Annotated in this window: 19 protein-coding genes and 1 pseudogene; 11 read left to right on the forward strand and 9 right to left on the reverse strand. The window is 71.1% G+C overall.

From position 1 onward, the window contains the following. Window positions 1-61 precede the first annotated feature (61 nt). Window positions 62-883 (reverse strand): oxidoreductase, encoded by an 822-nt coding sequence (locus ACFWEJ_RS02335; protein WP_377227593.1) that lies wholly within the window; start codon window positions 881-883, stop codon window positions 62-64. A 193-nt stretch (window positions 884-1,076) separates the two neighbouring features. Between ACFWEJ_RS02335 and ACFWEJ_RS02340 the strand changes: the two genes are divergently transcribed. Continuing rightward, complete coding sequence (locus ACFWEJ_RS02340) at window positions 1,077-2,099, forward strand: AraC family transcriptional regulator ligand-binding domain-containing protein (protein WP_377227594.1); 1,023 nt, start codon at window positions 1,077-1,079, stop codon at window positions 2,097-2,099. On the opposite strand, the gene ACFWEJ_RS02345 is transcribed toward ACFWEJ_RS02340, so the two are convergent. After that, window positions 2,096-3,193 (reverse strand): zinc-binding dehydrogenase, encoded by a 1,098-nt coding sequence (locus ACFWEJ_RS02345; protein ID WP_377227595.1) that lies wholly within the window; start codon window positions 3,191-3,193, stop codon window positions 2,096-2,098. The two genes, ACFWEJ_RS02340 and ACFWEJ_RS02345, sit on opposite strands and share 4 nt — an antisense overlap. 38 nt (window positions 3,194-3,231) lie before the next feature. Then, complete coding sequence (locus ACFWEJ_RS02350; protein WP_377227596.1) at window positions 3,232-3,813, reverse strand: DUF1992 domain-containing protein; 582 nt, start codon at window positions 3,811-3,813, stop codon at window positions 3,232-3,234. 71 nt (window positions 3,814-3,884) lie between these two features. On the opposite strand from ACFWEJ_RS02350, the gene ACFWEJ_RS02355 reads away from it, so the two are divergent. The 4 genes and pseudogenes from ACFWEJ_RS02355 to ACFWEJ_RS02370 all read left to right on the forward strand — a co-directional run. Further along, window positions 3,885-4,505, forward strand: a complete 621-nt coding sequence (locus ACFWEJ_RS02355) for a TetR/AcrR family transcriptional regulator (protein WP_377227597.1) — start codon at window positions 3,885-3,887, stop codon at window positions 4,503-4,505. 52 nt (window positions 4,506-4,557) lie between these two features. Further along, window positions 4,558-5,151: a TetR/AcrR family transcriptional regulator gene (locus ACFWEJ_RS02360; RefSeq protein WP_377227598.1), complete on the forward strand. Its 594-nt coding sequence runs from the start codon at window positions 4,558-4,560 to the stop codon at window positions 5,149-5,151. Window positions 5,152-5,155: 4 nt separating this feature from the next. Further along, entirely contained in the window at window positions 5,156-5,647 is a 492-nt protein-coding gene (locus ACFWEJ_RS02365) for a hypothetical protein (RefSeq protein WP_377227599.1), read from the forward strand. Window positions 5,648-5,923: 276 nt separating this feature from the next. Further along, a pseudogene (locus ACFWEJ_RS02370) lies at window positions 5,924-6,274 on the forward strand (YcxB family protein); the annotation flags it as partial. Window positions 6,275-6,412: 138 nt separating this feature from the next. Here the strand turns inward: ACFWEJ_RS02370 and ACFWEJ_RS02375 are convergent. Both ACFWEJ_RS02375 and ACFWEJ_RS02380 read right to left on the reverse strand, forming a co-directional pair. After that, a complete protein-coding gene (locus tag ACFWEJ_RS02375) occupies window positions 6,413-8,458 on the reverse strand; it encodes a SigE family RNA polymerase sigma factor (protein WP_377227600.1) in 2,046 nt (681 codons plus the stop codon). A 79-nt stretch (window positions 8,459-8,537) separates the two neighbouring features. After that, the gene (locus ACFWEJ_RS02380) at window positions 8,538-9,212 is read right to left on the reverse strand and encodes a Type 1 glutamine amidotransferase-like domain-containing protein (protein ID WP_377227601.1); all 675 of its coding nucleotides are present in this window, start codon (window positions 9,210-9,212) and stop codon (window positions 8,538-8,540) included. Window positions 9,213-9,572: 360 nt separating this feature from the next. On the opposite strand from ACFWEJ_RS02380, the gene ACFWEJ_RS02385 reads away from it, so the two are divergent. The 5 genes from ACFWEJ_RS02385 (at window position 9,573) to ACFWEJ_RS02405 (ending at window position 14,439) form a co-directional block, all read left to right on the forward strand. Beyond that, window positions 9,573-10,580, forward strand: coding sequence for an alpha/beta hydrolase (locus ACFWEJ_RS02385; RefSeq protein WP_377227602.1), 1,008 nt, complete (start codon window positions 9,573-9,575; stop codon window positions 10,578-10,580). Window positions 10,581-10,589: 9 nt separating this feature from the next. Further along, the gene (locus tag ACFWEJ_RS02390; RefSeq protein ID WP_377227603.1) at window positions 10,590-11,954 is read left to right on the forward strand and encodes an ABC transporter substrate-binding protein; all 1,365 of its coding nucleotides are present in this window, start codon (window positions 10,590-10,592) and stop codon (window positions 11,952-11,954) included. A 177-nt stretch (window positions 11,955-12,131) separates the two neighbouring features. Next, window positions 12,132-12,950, forward strand: a complete 819-nt coding sequence (locus ACFWEJ_RS02395; RefSeq protein WP_377227604.1) for a carbohydrate ABC transporter permease — start codon at window positions 12,132-12,134, stop codon at window positions 12,948-12,950. Next, the gene (locus ACFWEJ_RS02400) at window positions 12,947-13,777 is read left to right on the forward strand and encodes a carbohydrate ABC transporter permease (protein ID WP_377227605.1); all 831 of its coding nucleotides are present in this window, start codon (window positions 12,947-12,949) and stop codon (window positions 13,775-13,777) included. Before ACFWEJ_RS02395 ends, ACFWEJ_RS02400 begins: the two co-directional genes overlap by 4 nt. Before the next feature lie 17 nt (window positions 13,778-13,794). Further along, window positions 13,795-14,439: a TetR/AcrR family transcriptional regulator gene (locus ACFWEJ_RS02405; RefSeq protein WP_377227606.1), complete on the forward strand. Its 645-nt coding sequence runs from the start codon at window positions 13,795-13,797 to the stop codon at window positions 14,437-14,439. Here ACFWEJ_RS02405 and ACFWEJ_RS02410 read toward each other — a convergent pair. The 3 genes from ACFWEJ_RS02410 to ACFWEJ_RS02420 are packed head-to-tail and all read right to left on the reverse strand — an operon-like array spanning window position 14,436 to window position 18,927. Then, the gene (locus tag ACFWEJ_RS02410) at window positions 14,436-15,815 is read right to left on the reverse strand and encodes a condensation domain-containing protein (RefSeq protein ID WP_377227607.1); all 1,380 of its coding nucleotides are present in this window, start codon (window positions 15,813-15,815) and stop codon (window positions 14,436-14,438) included. The genes ACFWEJ_RS02405 and ACFWEJ_RS02410 overlap by 4 nt on opposite strands. Then, window positions 15,812-17,170, reverse strand: a complete 1,359-nt coding sequence (locus ACFWEJ_RS02415) for a condensation domain-containing protein (RefSeq protein WP_377227608.1) — start codon at window positions 17,168-17,170, stop codon at window positions 15,812-15,814. The genes ACFWEJ_RS02410 and ACFWEJ_RS02415 overlap by 4 nt, the downstream gene beginning before the upstream one ends. Then, complete coding sequence (locus ACFWEJ_RS02420) at window positions 17,167-18,927, reverse strand: AMP-binding protein (RefSeq protein WP_377227609.1); 1,761 nt, start codon at window positions 18,925-18,927, stop codon at window positions 17,167-17,169. The genes ACFWEJ_RS02415 and ACFWEJ_RS02420 overlap by 4 nt, the downstream gene beginning before the upstream one ends. Window positions 18,928-19,250: 323 nt before the next feature. Here ACFWEJ_RS02420 and ACFWEJ_RS02425 point away from each other — a divergent pair, with 323 nt between their 5' ends. Next, window positions 19,251-19,352 (forward strand): multicopper oxidase domain-containing protein, encoded by a 102-nt coding sequence (locus ACFWEJ_RS02425; protein WP_377227610.1) that lies wholly within the window; start codon window positions 19,251-19,253, stop codon window positions 19,350-19,352. On the opposite strand, the gene ACFWEJ_RS02430 is transcribed toward ACFWEJ_RS02425, so the two are convergent. Then, on the reverse strand, window positions 19,339-19,695 hold the full coding sequence (locus tag ACFWEJ_RS02430) for a DoxX family protein (protein ID WP_377227611.1): 357 nt from the start codon (window positions 19,693-19,695) through the stop codon (window positions 19,339-19,341). The two genes, ACFWEJ_RS02425 and ACFWEJ_RS02430, sit on opposite strands and share 14 nt — an antisense overlap. Window positions 19,696-19,716: the final 21 nt, after the last annotated feature.

Raw genomic sequence — 19,716 nt, forward strand, 5'->3', positions numbered from 1 at the left:
GCGATCGGACCACGATGCTCCTGATCGAGGAATGCCCTGCAGGACGCGGGCCGTCCGTCGCTCAGGCGGGCACCCCGGTTGCCCTGCGGATCAGGGCGTCGTAGGTGCGGTCGGGCAGGACGTCGCGCAGGAGGATCAGCGGCTTGGCACCGAACCCCACGGCGTAGCGCGTCCTGGGCCGGGGCGCTCGGACGGCCTTGGTGATGGTGCGTCCGATCAGCGCCGGGGAGGAGGACCGGCCGTCCTCGTCCAGGGACGCGGCCACGGCGTTGCCCTGGGTCGCGTACGGACCTTCGGCCGACGCCGCGCGGAGCTTGTCTGCGGCGATGCTTCCCCACTCGGTCTTGATGCCGCCGGGCTCGATCACGATGACGTCGATGCCGAACGGCTCGAGCTCCAGGCGCAGGCAGTCGCTGATGGCTTCCAGGGCGAACTTGGTGGCGTGGTACCAGGCGCCCAGCGGGGTGTGGATCTTGCCGCCCATCGAGGTGACGTTGACGATCTTCCCGGAGCGGTTGGCGCGCATGTGCGGCAGGACGAGCTGGGTCAGGCGGGCGGCGCCGAAGACGTTGACCTCGAACTGGTAGCGCGCCTCGTCCATCGGCACGTCCTCGAGCGCCCCGTAGGAGCCGTACCCGGCGTTGTTGACCAGGACGTCGATCCGTCCCGCCTCGGCGACGATCAGGTCGATCCCGGCCCGCATCGAGTCCTCGTCGGTGACGTCCATGGAGATGGGGCGGATGCCGGCATCCTTGAGGTGCTCCATGCGTCCGGCGCGGCGGGCGGCCGCGTACACGACGTAGCCGGCCGAGGCCAGCTCGAGGGCGGTGGCCTCACCGATACCGGAGGACGCTCCGGTGACGAGGGCGATCTTGTCGGCCATGTGTGGCTCCTTGTTCCTGTGACTGCACTTCTGCGATGCGGACCTCACCCAAGCTAGAGGCGCCGGCCCATGGATTCACTGGCCCACCGCGCCGAACCAGTTGCAGATCGCGCCACCGTGGGGTGGCGCGCCGTGCGATGACCTTGGCGTGATCTGCATACCGGTGGGCGCTCTCCGGGCCTAGGCTGCGATGGTGGCTGGAGAACGATTCGAGCTGGAGCCGACCGTCCAGGCGCTGCTGCGCGACATCGGCATCGCCCCGCCCGTCGTGCTCCGCCGGGCGCGGCTCCCGGCGGACCTGTTCGCGAGACGCCCCATCGAGCTGTCGGCCGACGAGTACTACCGGTTCTGGACCGCCCTGGAGGTCGAGGGAGGTGACCGGTCCCTGGCAGTCGACATCGGCAGGGCGATCTCGGTCGAGATGTTCTCCCCGCCGCTGTTCGCCGCCCTGTGCAGTACCGACCTGACCGCCGCCGCCCGCCGCGTCGCCACCTACAAGGCGCTCATGGGCCCCCTGCGGATGTCCGCCGAGTCCGGTCAGGGCCTGACGATCTCCTACACCTGGCCGACGTCGGCGGCGTCAGCTCCACCTCCGCTCCTGGCGGTCGTGGAGCTGGTGTTCTGGGTGGCACTCGCCCGCATCGCCACCCGCGAGCCCGTCCGTCCCTCACGTGTGACGGTTGCAAACCGACCCGCGGACCTGCCCCGGCTCGAGGAGTATCTCGGCGCCCGGGTCCGTACGTCCGGTACGTACTCGATCACGTTCGGCACCGCGGACGCGTCCCGGCCCTTCCTGACCGAGAACGAGGCCATGTGGCGGGTGTTCGCACCAGACCTGCGACGTCGGCTGTCCGATCTCGACGCCTCGGCAACCGTCACCGACCGGGTCCGTGCCGCCCTCCGCGACACCCTGCCGGCGGGCGACGCCTCGATCGGCGCCGTCACCAGCCGCCTGGCGACCAGCCCGCGCACCCTGCAACGCCAGCTCCGGCAGGAGGGCACCACGTTCCAGGGCGTCCTGACCGCCACCCGCGAGGAGCTCGCCCGCCACTACCTCGACGTCGAAGGCCTGCGCACCACTGAGGTCGCCTACCTCCTGGGATACGGGGACACCACCTCCTTCTACCGAGCCTTCCGGGCCTGGACCGGGGTCACGCCCCAGAGCGCTCGTCGGGGCACGCCGGAGAAGGCACTCCTCGGGGCACCCCCGCCCTAGATGCCCTGCGCGAGCGCGCGGGCTCCGCCCGGCGCTGACGTCCCGTCCGGGTGCAGGACCAGCTTGCCCACGTGGCGCCGACGGGCCAGCTCTTCCTGGGCCAGCGCGGCCTGATCCAACGGGAACTCGGCCGCGACGACGGGCTGGATCTCCCCGCGCCTTGCGAGGTCCATCAGAAGCGCGAAATGCGTGGGCGTATGCATCGCGGAGCCGATCACCTGCGCGTTGTGCAGGTACAGCCGCCGGACGTCGAAGGTCACCTCGTAACCACCCAGCGCCCCGGCGATCACCCACCTGCCGCCCTCGCGCAGCAGCGCCAGGCCGTCGCCGACCAGATCGCCGGCCACGACGTCGAGCACGACGTCGACACCCTCCGGCGCGGCGGCGCGGACCTGTCCGACGACGGGCTCGGCCCGGTCGACGACCTCGTCGGCACCGGCGTCCCGGACCGCGCCCATCTTCGAGCCGCTGCTGATGGCGACGACGCGCGCGCCCCGTGCCCGGGCGATCTGCACGGCCGCAAGACCCACACCGCCCGACGCACCAGAAACCAGGACGGTCTCCCCCGCGCGCAGCCGACCGCGCTCGATCATGCCGAGCGCCGTCCCGTAGGCGGTCGGCAGGCTTGCGAGCTGGTCGTCGGTGAGGGGTGAGGCGGTCACGTCGTGCACTCGATCGACGCGAGCCGTCACGTACTGGGCATAGCCACCATCGCGCTCGCTGCCCATGAGACCCACCGGGTTCGCGTCGGGTTCCTCGCCGTCGTAGATCGCGGGGTCCACCACCACCCGGCGGCCGACGAGCCCGGGGTCGACTCCCGCACCTACCTTCGCGACGTGCCCAGCGACGTCCGCACCCTGGATCCGAGGAAACTCGATCGGCCCCCTCCAGCCCGACCGGGCCCGCGCGTCATCCGGACGGCCGTACGCGCCCTCCCGGGTCCACAGGTCGGTGTTGTTCAACGCCACCGCACCCACCTCGACCAACACCTCGCCCTCGGCCGGGGCCGGCAACGGAACGTCGGTCACCTCGATGACCTCAGGACCACCGTGTGCGGTGATCCGTGCGGCTCGCATGGTCGTCGGCAAGCTCATCGCGCACCTCCAGATCGACATCTGATCGGAAATTCACCCTACGCATGCCGCGGAGCGTCTCGCACGGCATCCGAGCCGGCTGCCGTGCTGGTCGGGCCCCGGCGCCGACGGATGCGTCGACGGTGGCGACGGCTCTCGTCGGGCGCCTCCGCGCGTGCGCTCGCTCGCGCCTCCGCGGCTCGCGCCGCCCTTCGGTCCGCCCACGCGGCAACCGTCGCCTCGACGTCCCGCGGCATGGTGACCAAGGGCGGTCCGGCGGGCGGCTGGTAGCGACCACGAAGCACTCGCCCGTTGAACTCCTCGATCTCCTGACGCACGTCCGCCTCGCTCCACATCTCGTCGAGGCGTTCGTCCAGCGCGGCGTCCTCCTTGCGCAGCTGGATCGAGGGCGGCAGCTGCACGAAACCGTCGCGCTTCATCAGGTTCTTCAGCCACCAGTCGGGATCGTGGCGGTCAGGCAGGTCGAGCGGCTTGCCGCTCCCGGGCAGGTCGTCGAACTCGCCACGTTCGATCGCCCTCCGGATGTGCATGTCAGCCAGCAGCCCGATCGCCACCTCCTCGTCGATGGCGACGGCGTACGGGTTGAAGAACGCGGGCGGTGGGTGCGGGTCATCAGCCATCGTCACTCCGATCCAGGTTTCAATACGCGTGTATTATGTCATGCGTATTGCCAACGGAGAGGGGCGGCCAGGTGCCGAAGCTCGTGGACCACCAGGAACGACGCGAGGCGATCGCCCAGGCACTGTGGCGGGTCGTCGACCAGCACGGCTGGACCCGGGCGACGCTGCGTGAGGTCGCCCGCGAAGCAGGGGTCTCGCTCGGGCAGCTACAGCACTACTTCGCGACCCGCGAGGCGATGCTGACCTTCGCGATGGAGCGTGCCGCCGACCGGACCGGCGACCGGGTCACCCGCGGGCTGGCCGCGCTCGACCAACCGCCGCACCCCAGGGACGTGCTGCGCCTGGTGCTCGCCGAGATGCTGCCCCTGCACGCCGACTCCCGCGCCTCATCCCGGATGAGCGCCGCCTACGTCCTGGAGGCCCTGCACGATCCGGCACTCCGCGACCAGGCGGCCCTCGGGCTCCGTGACGGTCGCGCCATGGTCGAGCAGCTCGTCCGACAGGCGATCGCTCAGGGCCAGGTCGCTCCGGACCGAGACCCGGACATCGAGACAGATCTCATCATCGCGCTGACCGGGTTCACGCCTCTGCTCGAGCTCGGGGTGATCGACCCCCGGGCCGCACTGGCCGCCATCGATCAACACCTGGACCGCCTCTTCACCGCAGCACCCTCATCGCACCCGGAGTCGTAGTTCGCACGCCGGCGCCATTTACAATACAGAGCTGCACTGTATTGTAAGTCGCATGGGAACCACCGACCGTGCCCCCGGCCGGCCGCGCAGCAGCGAGGCCGACGCCGCCATCCTGGCCGCCGCCCTCGACCTGTTGATCGAACGCGGCGCTGACGCGACCAGCGTCGAGCAGGTGGCCCGGCGTGCGGGGGTCACCAGGGCCACAGTGTGCCGGCGCTTCCCGGACAAGACCCAGCTCCTGCTGGCTGCGTTCGAGGCCGCCAACGGGAATCCGTCGGCGACGCCGGAGATCCGCGACGTCGAGCACCTGCTGACCGGCTGGGCGTCCGTCCTCGCCGACACCCGCCAGCGCCGGCTCCTGCGTCGGCTCTACGGCGCGTTCGAGGACTACCCCGAGATCGCACGTGCCTACCAGAACCAGTTCGGGGACCAGCGCAGCGATACCCGCATGAAGGTCTTCGAGCAGGCCAGGGACCGCGGGGAGCTGCCCGCGGACACCGACCCGCAGGTCCTGCTGGATCTGCTCTCCGGCGCGGGCTGGCAGCACCTGGTCACCTACCCGGACACCTGCACGGCGCAGGACACCGAGCGTTTCCTGCGCGCCGTCCTCCATCAGGTCGGCTACCGCCCCAAGGAGAGGGAGTAAGACCATGCGTGCTGCCAGCATCGAGGCACAGCTGCGAACCCGGGCGTTCGCCCGCGTCATCGGTCCCTACGTCGCCACGTTCACCACCATCTACGCGATCCGCCTGCCCGACGGGATGGAGGGAATCGGCGACCTGTTCGCCCAGCCGATCCTGGTCCTGATGCTCGGCGCCATGATGCTGCTGGGCGGCCTGATCATCATCGGCGGGCACCGGAGCTGGCGCGGCCCGCTCGCGATCACCGTGTCACTGTTCGGCTGGTTCGTAGCTCTCCGCGGGTTCGCCCTGATCGTCACGCCCGACGCGATGCAGACCGGGGTCGACGCCACCATGGACTCGCCGACCGCGACGATCGCGGCCCGGATCTTCTTCGCCGCGCTGGCGGTCATGGGGCTGCTGCTGACCTACGGAGGGTGGTTCACGACGCCGACCGCCCCGGAGCCGAGCGCTCCGGAGCGGTACGCGCCGGATGCGGCGACAGCGGGAGGCCGCGTCTAGCTGTGGACCTGCGGATCCTCTACGACACAACAAAGGCGGGCCCACTACGAGTGGGCCCGCTTCGTCGGTGGTGCCCGCGACACAGCCCGGAACGCCAGTGAGCCAACCCTCTCTGAGCAGTCTTGGTGTGGGCTTGCTCGGTCTCGCCGATACGGCTGGAAGACTCGCCCCGTGGATTCCGACACCCCAGCTGCGCGACCGCAGATCAACGTTCAATGGACGCCTGAACTTGGTGACGTCAAAGAGTTCGTTCGCCTGACCTTCGTACCGCGCCGCATGGCTACCTACTTCGCCGTTTCCTCCGTGGTCGGGCTGCTGCTGACCGTGGGTTCGTGGAACTATCCAGCGGCTCGCGCCCTTGGCTTGACCCTCACCGTCGCCACCGTCGCCGCGCTGGTCTGGAACCTTCTCGTGCCCAGCGTGGTACCCAGGCGTCTCTGGGCGGGGCAGTCAGGCGCCAGGAACCCGACAATCTGCAGGATCGACGCAGACGGGATCACACTGGAACAGGAATCGGTGGCCTCGACGCACAAGTGGAACGCGGTGAAGTCTGCTGTCGAGACCGAGAAGGTGTTCTTGCTCTACGGCGCCAGCAGCAGCTTCCCGACCCCGATCCTGGTACCCAAGCGCGCGCTCGAGCCCGGGACATCACGCTCGCTCACGATCTCATCACGGACCATGTGTCGCGCTACCGGCGACGGGGCCAGCGATGAGCGGCACCCTCGACACTGTGACGGCTCGACCATGCCCGGTCGAAGAGTCCGGTCAGCCGCGGTCGAGCGTCGGGGTGACGGTGCCCTCGATGAGCCACGCCCGGGCGAACGCGGTCTGCGGGACGAAGCCCTCGCCCCAGACGACGCGGTCGCCGGCGAGGTCCGCCCTCTCGGTGTCGCCTACGAACCGGGCGAGGTCCGGCCCGTCGTACCCGGAGACCGCGGGTAGGGCGCGATACAGGTAGGCCGGCCCCTTGGGGTCCTCGCCGTCCGCGCTGTTCCACAGGAGCAGGCTGCCCGACGCACGCAGGCCGTTGATGCTCTCGTCGGGAGCCCGCACGACGCTGTCCGTCCCACCACGCCGGTCGACGACGAAGAGCGTCGTGCCCTGCGTGTCGGACACCGTCGTCCACGCAACGAGATCATCCGAGACGGCGACCTCCAGGACCCTGTCCGACGGGCCGTGCTCGATCTCGAACAACGTGCTGCCGGTGAAGTTCTCGTCGGCCAGATCCTCGAACAACCGGATCGACGTCGTGCGGGTGTCAGCGGACCCGGGTCCCAGCACGGCAGCGACCACCTCGTCGTCGTCCGCCGTGACAGCAGTGACGTGGTCCGCGAGCTCCGTCGGTGCCCCGGCGCCGTCGAGGGCAGTGGTGAGCAGGCGCCGCTCGTCCTCCGACGCCCCGTCCGTCCACAGCGCGTGGTCGCTGGTGAGCGCGACCTCCCACACGTATCCCTCGTAGGTGGTGAGCGTCCTGGGCTCCCCGCCGGCCTGGAAGGTGCGCACCTGGCTGGTGCGAGTGGGACCCTGCTCGCCGGTCGTCTCGCCCCACACCACCCGGTCACCCCGTGCAGCGACGTCGTACGGCACCAGCACGACGTCGTTGATCGTGTCGGCCGGTATCGACGTGGTCGGCCCGTCGCTACGGTGGGCATCGGCCTGGACGAATGCTCCTTCGAGCGCGCCGCTGGGCCCGAACTGCCCCTCGGCAGCCCAGATGTCGCCGGTCTCGGTGAGCCCGCCGAGCTGCGGCATCGGCTTCCCGTCGTTTGTCACCGGCCTGCCCGTCTCGTCGTCGAACGCCGCTGGTGTGACCGCCTCGACGTCGACGTCGTAGCAGCTCAGGGGGCGGGCGTCGGCGGCGTCGACCACGACGGGATCGACCACCACGCCGACATCCTCGCCGGCCTCCGGTGCCCGGGCCGGCGTCGGACCGGGCACGTTCTCGGGGCAGGCGAGGGGCGTGCTGCCCGCCAGGTCCGGTCCCGGCACCGGTGTGAACCCGTCGGTGCGCTCGACCCGGCCGCCGTCGAACAGGCGCGCGATCAGGTCCCCGCCCGGCAGCACCACCGGGCCCACGACGGGCAACGGCACCGGCCCACGCGTCACGACCCCGAACGCCAGCAGGAGCACCACGCACGCGGCCCCGACCGCCTGCCGGGCCCGGCGCCGGCGCAGCGCGGCCCGGCTCCGGTCGAGCACGGTCTGCTCGTCGAAGGCCACCGGCTCGATCGTCTCGGTCTGCGCCACGAGCAGGTCCCGCAGCCGGGCCAGCCCGCGCGAGTTGGCCGCCTTCACCGTGCCGACGGCGATCCCGAGCTCCCGGGCGACCTCCGCCTCGGGCAGGTCCAGCAGGTGCCGCAGCACCACGACCCGCCGCTGGCTGACCGGGAGCTGCGCCAGCCCGCGGACCAGCTCGTCGCGCAGCACCACGTGCCCGGCATGGTCCGAGGCCGGCGCGACGGGGATCTTGTCGTCGCCCGGGAACGACTCGCGGCGGGTGTGCCGCCAGCCGTCGATGCGTAGGTTGACCAGGATCTGGCGCGCGTAGGCGCGCTGCGTGCCCGGCTTGACCTTGGCCCAGGTGCGGTAGACCCGCTCGAACGTCGACTGGACCAGCTCCTCCGCGCGGTGCGGGTCCCCGCACAGCAGGTACGCGGTCCGGTGCAGGTACGGCCCGCAGTCCCGCACGAACGCCGTGAACTCCGCGTCACGGGTCCGCGGCACCTCGACCAGCACACCGAGCCCCGCACCGCCGTCCGACGGCATGCCCACCCCGAGGTCGCCCATGGTTGTCCCGCTCTCCCGCCTCATGCCACCCACTACGGGTCACATGGGTCAAAGGTTGCACAGGTACCGCGAGCAATCCGACGTCGTCACGCATGCATGCGATCTACTGGCCGCCCAAGAGCTTCCAGCTCCCCTCGGACACGACCTCGACGGACCCGTCGACCACGACGAGGGCGGTGTCGTCGTCGATCGCGTACGCCGGACCACCGATCCCGGCCGCCCACAGCTCGGCGGCGGCCATCGTGTTGTACGGCAGCATCGGGTGGTCGACGTGCGGGAACATCGAGAAGTCGACGACCCCCAACGTGGCGTCCCCGCCTGACGGCGGCGTCCACCCGACGAAGAACTGCCCGATGCGGGGCGCCATCACCATACTGCCCGCGCTCATCCCCACGTAGACCGTCTCGGTGAGCGACGGCAGGAGGTCCGCGACACCGGACTCCCGCATCCAGTGGCTCAGGTACAGGGCATCACCGCCCGCCACCAGCAGGACGTCCGCGGCCTGAAGCCTGGGGACCCAGTGGTCGCGGTCGATCGTGGGCAGCGCCGTCAGCTCCAGCACCCCCACGGACTTCCACCCGAGCTCGGTCATCGGCTCGGCGGAGCGTCCGGCGATGAAGTTCCACGCCCCGACTCCCGGGCCGACCTCGGGGTGCCCGTACATCGCGGTGGGGATACAGAGGGCGTCGCACTCGGCGACCGGCCGACCGAGCAGTCCGAGCAGCGCGTCATGGATGCTCGCGTTCTTGACACCGGCGGACGTGAGCAGAAGCTTCACGGATGTCTCCTTCAAGCGACGGGAGGGGAACGAACCGTAGACCCCGGGGCGCCGCGAGATTCATCGACGCTGTAGGCGCTGAACGTGGCCCGGGGGGTCACGAATCGGTTACACCGCATCCGGTGGCTTGGACACATCGCCAAGCGCGAGCTAGATTCAAAAGCACAGAACAGACTGACTACTCAGTCGGTATTCACGGCACGTGCCGCAGCGGTGCGGCACTCACTGACCGCGTACTGCGAGGTCCCGACCAGCGGTGACCGACCGCAGACTCCACATCGATGCCAGAAGACCACGACGAAGTGGTCACTCTTGCCTGCCTGTTGACACCGCAGGCCCGCCCCGCTCAAGGAGGAGCCCATGGCGACACCCATCAGACCCGTGCCCAGCGCGCAGGTACAGAGGTACCTCGACTCGCTCGCACCCCAGGTGAACCACTGGGGCCGCGACGTCCCCGCACTGCGGAAGCAGGCCCGCGACCACGTCCTCGCGTTCCGCGGCCGGCTGGAGCCCGTCGCCTCCGCGGAGACCGTCGACGCCGGCGGCGTCCCCTCCCGGCTCTACCGACCACGGGGCGACGAGGACGACGTCCTGGTCTGGATGCACGGCGGCGGGTGGATGCTCGGCGACCTGGACTGCTGCGAGGGCGTCGCGCGAGCGATCGCCAACCGGGCCGGGTGCGCCGTGCTCACGATCGACTACCGGCTCGCTCCCGAGCACCCGTTCCCCGCCGCGTTCGACGACACCTGGGCCGCCGTCGGCTGGGCCCGGCGACACTTCTCCAGGGTCGCGGTCGGGGGCGACAGCGCCGGAGGGAACCTCGCGGCGGCGGCCGCGCTCCGGGCGCGGGACTCCCAGGTCGACCTGGCGCTACAGCTGCTCGTGTACCCGGTCCTGGACAGCACCATGGACACCCCGGGCAAACGCCGGTTCGTCGAGTCGTACTCGACCTTCGCGGGGACGGCCGACTACGGCCGGACGGCGTTCGAGCGGATCGCCTACCTGTGGGACGCCTACGTCCCCGACCGGCCGATGCGACGCTCTCCCGTCGTCTCGCCGCTGCACGCCGAGACGTTGCGCGGCGTCTCCCCCGCCGTCGTCATCACCGCCGAGCACGACATCCTTCGCGGCGAGTCCGTCGAGTACGCCGCGCGCCTGCGCGAGGACCTCGTCCCCGTCGAGGTCCACGACTACGTGGGCCAGATCCACGGGTTCATCGAGTATCTCGGCGTCATGCCGGACGCGACCGACGCCCTGGACAAGGCCGGCTCGGCGCTGCGCCGAGCCTTCGCCCACCGAGCCATTGCCCGCCGAGAGCCGGACCGCGCGGGTCTCGCGATCAGCACACCGTCCGACATCCATTCGTGAGGAGCTGTCATGCGTACCAACACCACTCTCCCCCGGCGAAGCCTCCGACCGGGCCGGAACATCGCCCTTCCCGTCGTCCTGACGGCCCTCCTGGCATCGTGCGGCGCGCCGGGCGCGCAGAGCCCGCTGTCCGACACGCCGACGGACGTGAGCACGAGCATCGGCGACGAGCCGGTCACCCTCGACGTGCTCGTGTCCACCCCTGACGTGCCGCTCTACGAGGCGCTCGGCGAGGCCTTCCAGGCCGAGCACCCCGACGTCACCGTGCAGGTGACCGGCGAGGACTTCAACAGCCTGACGACGAACGTCCCCCGCCTGATCTCGGGCACGGAGGTACCCGACCTGGTCCGGCTGGCCTCCTTCGGGAACCTGGTCGAGGACAAGCTGCTGACCAACCTGGACCCGTACGCCGAGGCGTACGGCTGGACCGCGTGGCCGCAGTCGCAGTTCGCCTCCACCCGCGTGGGCGACGACGGGCGACAGCGCGGCACCGGGCACCTGTACGGCGCCGGACCGGGGTTCGGGCTGACGGGCATCTACTACAACAAGTCCCTCGCGGAGCAGATCGGCATGTCCGAGCCGCCCGCCACCCTCGGCGACCTCGAGGAGAGCATGCAGAAGGCGAAGGACGCCGGCCTGCTGCCGATGATGGTCAACGGCAAGGACGGCGGGCTTGCGTACCCGCTGCAGAACCTCCAGATGAACTCCGCGGACGGCACCCAGGTGGTCCAGGACTGGAACTACAACACGCCGGGCGCCGACATCGACACACCCGCCCTGGTGGACGCCGCCACGACGCTCCAGGGCTGGAGCGACGAGGGCTACCTGCCGGAGGACGTCAACAGCATCGACCAGACCCAGGCCCCGGCGAGGTTCGCCGAGGGTGAGGGCGTCTTCTTCCCGAGCGGCAACTGGCAGGCACCCGTGCTCCAGGAAGCAGGCGGTGGCGAGATCGGCTTCTTCCTCTTCCCGCCCGACGACGCCGGCGAACCCTTCACCGCGATGACCGCCGCCGGCGTGCTCGCGATCCCCACCAGGTCGGACCAGCACGACGTCGCGGCCGCGTTCCTGGACTTCATCCAGACGGACGACGGCGCCCGGCAGAGCACGCTCGACCTGCTCGGCCTGCCGCCCGGCGGGCCGGAGGACGCGTCCCTGCCGGACTCCGAGCCCGGGTCGCTCGTCGCCGGCACCGTCGAGTCGTTCCAGATGCTGCTGGAGAGCGACGGCCTGGTCGACTTCATGTCGAACTCGACCGCGTCGATGCACGCCAACACCCTGGTCCCGCAGACCCAGCTGCTCGTGGCCGGGAAGACCTCACCGGCCGAGTTCTCCGCGGCGATCCAGAAGGACTACGAAGAGGCGGAGAAGTAGATGTCCGGGGGTGAGACCATGACACGGGACACGGGTACCGAACCACCAGGCCACCTGGTGCAACACCGGACTGCGACCGCTCCGGACACCGGGCCACCACCAGGCCCACATCCTGCTCGACGACGACGACGGCGTCCGGCACGGCGGTGGAGCGCCCTGCTCTGGGTGGCGCCGGCGATGATCATGTACGGCGCGTTCGTCCTGTACCCGCTGGGCCAGTCCGTGCAGTTCTCGTTCTACGACTGGGACGGCATCGGGCCGGCGACGCCGGCGGGCCTGGACAACTGGCGGGCGATCTTCACCGAGCCCGAGCTGCTCGGGTCGGTGCTCCACGCGTTCGTCCTCATCTTCTTCTACACCGTCCTCCCGGTCAGCCTGGGGCTTGTTGCCGCGAGCCTCATCCGGGAGCTCCGGATCGGTGCGTTCAACACCACGGCGCGGGTCGTGCTGTTCGTCCCCCAGGTGCTGCCGCCGGTGGCGGCGGGCATCGCGTGGACGTGGATGTTCTCCACCGACGGGCTCGTCAACCAGGCGCTGAGCGCGGTCGGCCTGGAGTCCCTGACGCGAGCGTGGCTCGGCGACTTCACGTTCGCGCTGCCGGCCGTCGGCGTCATCGGGTTCTGGCTGTCGTTCGGCTTCTGCACGGTGCTCCTGCTGTCCGGCGTCGGCAAGATCGACCCCTCGCTCTACGAGGCCGCCCGCCTGGACGGAGCGGGTCGCGTCGCCGAGTTCTTCGCGGTCACTCTTCCCGGGCTCCGCGGGGAGATCGCCGTCTGCGCGACCATCGGCACGATCGCGGCACTGGCCAGCTTCGACGTCGTCCAGATCGCGACCCAGGGCGGCCCGGGGTACCAGACGATGGTGCCCGGCGTGGAGATCTACCGGCTCACCTTCCTGGAGCAGCAGGTCGGCCAGGCCTCTGCCCTCGCCGTCTTCCTCGCGGCCCTCGTCCTGCTCGTCATCTGGCCCATCCAGCGACTCGGGAGGCACGGATGAACACCGTCTCGTCGACCCGCCACGGCCTCGTCTCGCGGGTCGTCATCCTCGTGGCGCTCATGGCGTTCGCGGTCCTGCCCCTGCTCAGCATGCTCACGGCCGCGCTCGCACCGCAGAACAGCACACCGCCCGGGCTCGCCTGGCCCGAGGACCCGCAGTGGCAGAACTTCGCCGACGCCTGGACCGCGGCGAACTTCCTCGCGCTGTTCGAGTCGAGCGTCCTGATCGTGCTGGGCGTCGTGCCGGCCGCCGTCGCCATGGCCGCCGCGGCCGGGTACGGGCTCGCGCAGCTCGACGTCCCCGGCGGCAGGCTCGTCAACGCCCTGCTGCTCGTCGGGCTGACCCTGCCGTTCGAGGCGCTCATCACGCCGCTCTACTACAACCTGCGCGACATGGGGCTGCTCGGGACACGGTGGGCCGTCATCCTGCCGCTCATCGGGCTGCTCATGCCGTTCGGGGTGTTCTGGATGCGGGCGAGCTTCCTCAGGGTGGAGACGGCGCTGACCGAGGCCGCCGAGCTCGACGGCGCCACCCCGTGGCAGATCTTCCGTCAGGTCCAGCTGCCGCTCGCGGTGCCTGCGCTGTCGGCACTCACGATCCTGTTCTTCCTGGCGACCTGGAACCAGTACCTGCTGCCGCTCGTGCTCATCGACGACCCGACCATGCGTACCGTTGCCGGCGGGCTGGGCGCATTCCAGGGTGAGCACGGTACGAACATCGCATTGTTGTGCGCCGGTTCATTGCTGATCATCGCCCCCTCGCTGCTGGTTTTCCTGTTCTTCCAGCGGCATTTCGTGAAGGCCCTTCTGCAGGGCGCCGTCAAGTAGAGAGATAGGGTCTGGATATGGGACGGCAATATGATCTTGGGGCGGCACGAGATGCCGGCGGCGTCAAGAAGACCGAGTCGGCGAAGGGCAGGGCCCGGAAGGAGCTGATCGTCGACGCCGCCACCCGTCTTGTGGCGCGCAACGGGTCCCGCGGCACCAATCTCGCGGAGATCGCCGCCGAGGCCGGGGTGTCGCAGAGCGGCCTCCTCTATCACTACCCGACCAAGGAGGCGCTGCTCAACGCCGTGCTGGACCGGCGCGACGAGACCGAGGACGAGATCCTGTGGAGGGACGCCGACGCCGGCCTCGGCATCCTCGACGTCATCGCCCACAACGTCACGCGCTGGGCCGGCCACTCCCAGACGGTCGGCATGCACACGGTGCTGGTCGTCGAGAACCTCGGCGAGGACGGCGCTCTCCACCCCCGGCTGGCCGGCCGGTACCACGCGACCGTCGACCGGGTCGCCGCGGTCCTGGCGTCCGCGCAGGACCGTGGCGAGATCCGGGCCGACGTCGACACCCGCCTCAAGGCCGTCGAGATCATCGCCTTCGTCAACGGCCTGGAGACCGCCTGGCTGCTCGATCCCGAGATCCCGGTGGCCGTGACCGCCAAGGCCTGGGCGACCCAGCAGCGGCTCGCGATGGCGACGTCGCCGGGCTAGTCCGCACCCCCTCCCCGGACCGCCAGGTCCCTGATCCCCCGCCCGGGCGAGGCGAGCACCTCGTGTGCCGCGCGGCCCAGGTTTCCCGTCAGCGCATCGAGCGTCCTCGTGCTGAACGCGGGGCGGTGCGCCCACAGATCGCCGGAGACATGGCCCTCGTGCGAGTGGCGGAGCTGAAAACCGAGGCGCACGGCCCCGCTGAACGACGACGCCATCCGCGGCCGGAGCCGGTCGGTCGGCAGCGGACGGAGGAGCATGCCGATGCTGCCGCCGTCCGCCGCCGTGATCGTGACGGCCCTGGCCCGGGCATGCGGCATGTAGTTGATCGAGAGGTCGAACAACGAGCCGTCCGGCTGGATCGCACCGGGCAGCTCCTGACGCAGCACCCCGACCGGGACGCGGTGCAGGTGCGCGCGCCGCGTGGCGTCGTGGACGCGGCCGGCGAGCTCGCCGAACGACGGGTTGTCCCGCAGGTCGACCCGGACGGGCACGTGGTCGCTGACGAGACCGACGGTCTGCGACAGCCCCGGGACGTCCCGGTTGGCCGTGACGCACCCGATCATCACGTCGTCGCCGAGGTAGGGCGTGAGCGACGCCAGGACCAGGGCGCGCAGGGCACTGGCCGGCTTGGCGCCGTGCTGCGCGCCGATCCGGAGCACCGCGCCGGCCGCAGCCGCCGCCACGAGCGGAAGGGGGTGCGCCTCCAGCCACAGGGGGTCGTCCGGGCCGGTGCGCTCCACGGGCAGGCGCGGCGGGTCGGCCGGGAACTGCTCGCCCCAGTACCCGGCGTTCGCCCCGAGCCCGAGGGTGCGCTCGTGGGCGGCGTAGTCGCCCGCCTGGACCTTCGGCGCGGGCGGCGGCGGGTACCCGGGGTCGAGCCGCGCCCGGTAGAGCTGGTGGAAGTCGCGGAACAGCACCGCGTTGGACCACCCGTCGAAGACGGCGTGGTGCCAGACGGTCAGCAGGACATGCTGCTGCGGCGCCATCCGGACCACGACGGCCGACCAGAGCGGCACGGTGAACAGGTCGACCGGCTGCTCGCACCGCTGGACCGCGATCTCCTCGAGCGCGGCACGCCGGTCCGCCTGCGGCAGGCGCGACAGGTCCTCGAACCCCAGGTCGGGAACGAACGGCGCGACGACCTGCTGGGCGATCCCGGCGCCGGCGTGGACGAAGGCCGCGCGCATGGTCTCGTGCCGTTCCACCAGCGCCGTCAGCACGGCGGCGAGGTCGCCGAGGTCCACCGGTCCGGTGATCTCGATCGCGTGCGGGATGTTGTGGTTGGACTCGCGTCCGCCGACCGCGGCGACCCACTCCTGCTGGAGATGGGTGGCCGGCAGCACGACGGTCCCGGCGGCGGCGGCGAGCGCGCTCACCGGGCCAGCTCCGGCGCGGTGCCGAGATCACCGATGCGGTCTCCGGGACGGTCGGCGAACCTGCGCAGCGCGGCGGCGAACCGCTCGGCGAAACCGGCCGCCTCCGGGTCCCCCAGCATGTTGGCGTCCGCCACGAGGACACCCGAGAGTCTCCCGGCCGGATCGGACCCGACCTGGAAGTCCAGCAGGGAGGCGCCGTCCCACCAGGGGTGGTCGGTGGGCTCCTCGTGCGCGAGGTCGAACGGCGAGAACGCGACCCCAGCGCCCGTGACCACCGTGTCGGCCTGCTGTCCGTGGCTGTAGTTCAGCGACACGTCGAACAGTGGCCCATGGCCGACGTCGGGCAGCGCCTCGCGGAGCACGCCGGCCGGTGCCGGGCGGGAGATCGCCCGGTCATAGGCGTCGGCGGTGCGCCCGACGAGCGTCGCGCACGACGGGTCGCCGGACAGGTCCACCGTGACGGGCACGTGCCCGGCGAGGAACCCGACCGTGCCGCGGACGTCACGCTGCTGACGGTTCGACCGCATGACGCCGAACGTGATCCGCTCGTTCGTCGCGTGGTCGCTCAGGGACGCCGCGAGGGCGGCCAGCAGGACGGCGGTCACGCTCGCCCGCTCCGCGGCCATGAGCGGGTGCAACGCACCCAGCGTCAGGCCGTGGTCGAGCGGGAGCGGACGCGGCGTGGTGCGGGCGACCGCCCCGACGTCGGACACGGTGTGCGGGAAGGTGAGGCGGGGACGGGCGTCGGCCAGGGCGGCGTGCCAGTGCCGCTGGGTCGCGGGGTCGTCGGCCAGCTCGGCCTCCCACACGGCGTAGTCGGCGAGGTGCAGCGCGGGCGGCGGAAGCGTCGCGCTCGCGCCGTGCTCGTACAGGTGCGGGAGCTCGTCGCGGATCACGCCGGCGGACCAGCCGTCCATGATCGCGTGGTGCGCGATCACGGCGAACACCCGGTCGTCGTCGGCGAGCGTCACCAGCACGGCCCGGGCAAGAGGGCTGTCCGCCAGCACGAACGGCCGCCGCAGCTCTTCCTGCAGGAGCGCGGCGCAGGCCGGCTCCCGCTGGTCCTCGGCGACGTCGGCGACGCTGACCTCGCGCAGGTCCGGCGGGGCGTGGTCGCCGACGATCTGGTGCGCGGGGCCGACGTCGCCGGTGCCGCCGCTCGTGCCCTGGCGAGTGAGTGTTGTGCGCAGAGCCTCGTGGCGGGCCGTCAGCGCGTCGAGTGCGGCGCGGACCCGGCCGGGGGCGGCGGGGCCGCGCATCCGCACGGCCGCACCGACGTTGACGCCGGAGGCCTGCCCGCCGGTCGCGTCGTAGAGGGAGCGCTGATAGTGCGTCGCGGCGTACAGCGTGCTCATCCGGCCACCCCCCGGGTAGCGCGACCCAGGGGTCGCAGCCGGACCTGGTCCGCCGGCGGCGCCGCGTCCACGGCGGCGGCGTAGGCGCGCAGGGTCGGGTTCGTGTGCAGCACCCGCTCGGGCACGTCCCGCCCCAGCTCGTCGCCGACGAGCAGGGCTACCTCGGCCGCCTCCAGCGACGATCCGCCGAGCGAGAGCCACTCGGCGTCCGGGCCGATCGTGGCGGGAGCCACGTCCAGGGCCCGCCCCCAGATGGCCGCCACCGCGCGTTCGGTGTCGCTCGCCACCACGCCGTGCCCGGCGTCCCGCGCGATCAGCCCGGAGACGCTGGCGGCCAGCTCACGCTTGACGACCTTGCCCAGGGCGTTGCGCGGGAAGCGCCCGACCTGGACGACCCGCTTGGGGGCGTCGGACTCCCCCAGCCGCGCGGCGGCGAAGGAGCGGACCTGGTCGGGATCGAGGCCCTTGGAGCCGATGACGGTGGCGACGAGGTACTGCCCGAGCGTCGGGTGCGGCAGCCCGAACGCCGCCGCCTCCTCCACGTCGGGGTGGTCCTCGAGGGCGCCCTCCGCGGCGAGCGTGGACACGTTGCGCCCGCCGACGTTGACCGTGTCGGCGCTGCGGTCCTCGAGGTAGAAGTACCCGTCGTCGTCCAGCCTGCCCACGTCGCCGGTGCTCACCCACCGGTCCGGGTGGAAGACCCGGGCACTCGCGTCCGTGTCGTTCCAGTAGCGACGCGGGCGCACGCCGTCCATCCGGAGCTGTACCGACCCCGACACGCCCGCGGCCACCGGCTCACCGGAGCCGTCGACGATGCGTACCTCGCTCCGGCCGTGCGCCTTGCCGAGCGAGAACGGCCGGACCGGGTCGAAGCGCATCCGAAGGCGCGCGGGCCAGCTCTCGGTCGAGGTGTACATGTTCACGATGCTCGCCGTCGGGAACAGCTCGGCGAGCCGGGCCAGCGTGGCGGCCGAGATCGGCGCGCTCGTGGTCCGCACCTGCCGCACCCCGCTCAGGTCGTACCGCGTCCCGACCCGCAGGAGCGCGAGCGCGTAGGCGGGGACCAGCACCACGTCGTCCGGCCGAAGCTCCTGCACGGCACCGAGGAAACCGTCGGCGTCGAACTTCTCGAGCACGATCATGCTGTGCGGCGCAGCGCTCAGCGTCTGCATCATGAGGCTCTGGCCCGCGTTCGTGGCGGGCGGCAGCGCGTGCAGGACCCTCCGCACCGGTTCCTCCCCCGTCGGCGCGACGTCACCGCGCGGCCGGACCGCGTGCGTGAGGTTGTCGTGGGTGGAGACGACGCCCTTGGGCCGTCCGGTCGTCCCGGACGTGAAGAGGATCTCGGCGTCGTCCGCGCCGCTCACCGCCACCCCGGTCGAGCCGGTCGGCCGGCCCGCCTCGAGCTGGCGCACCGTCTGCGACCAGCCCGGGAGCCCGGCCACGGGCACGTCGGCGATGACGCCGACCGCCCCGGCCTCCGCGCAGACGCGGGCGATGTGGTCGTCGCTGCCGGACGCCAGCACCGGTACGGCGATCGCGCCGGCGGCCTGCACCCCGACGTAGGCGACCGCGAAGGCGATCCAGTCACCGGAGGCGCGCACGACCACCCGGTCACCGGGCTGGACGCCCCGGGCGACGAGGCCGTGGCCGACCGCGCGGGAGCGCCGGTTCCATGCCGTGTAGCTGAGCCGGCCGGCGCCGACACGTTCTATCGCGGTCGCGTCGGGCCTCTCCTCGGCCCTGGCCGCGAGCATGCCTGTCACGGTGAGAATGGGCTGGTGATTCACGATGACCCCTCGTTTTTGTCGCGGTGAATTGCTTTCATCATGCCGAGACAAAATCGGGATCTTCAAGCGGGTCGACCATTGTTCACAGGCCGGTCACGTCCAGGAAACGGATTCAATCGGTCCGCATCCAGATTGAATCATTCCGCATTGGAATGTAACACCTCCGAGTTGGCTTTCACCCGTTCGCGCGCATTTTCAATCCTTCCACATTCAAACGAAAGCCCGGTCGCGGTGGCGCTCGGCATCGGCGTCGCGGACCTACGACGGCAGCTTCCCTGGGAGGGGTCGAGGTGGCAGTCCGGTTCGCGGACCACGCGGGGGCGTTCCTGCTGCACTGCCACAACCTGGAGCACGAGGACATGGCGATGACGGCGGACTTCACGACCACGTGAACACGAGCGTCGCGACGCAGAGCAGGAGCATCCCCGTGGCGTTGAGGAACAGGTTCCGGCCGAAGTCGTGCGCCCGGACGTGCATGGCGATCGCGAGCACGAAGTACAGCACCAGGCAGGCGGTGGTAAGCGCACCCAGTCCTGGGATCCAGATGCCAGCCACGAGACCTGCGGCCGCAGCGAACTTGATCGGCGACGCCACCCACCAGTACGTGCGAGGAAAGCCGACGTCGTCGAAGCACGCGGCGATGAAGGAGGCAGGCTTGAGGCACAGGACGCCGTCCACGAGTGAGATCACGGCAAGCACGACGACGGGCCAGGCAGGGTCGGGAAGCAGCACCATCCGCCGAACATACCATGCGGC

It is taken from the genome of Promicromonospora sp. NPDC060204 (genome assembly GCF_042728455.1).
GTDB lineage: Bacteria > Actinomycetota > Actinomycetes > Actinomycetales > Cellulomonadaceae > Promicromonospora.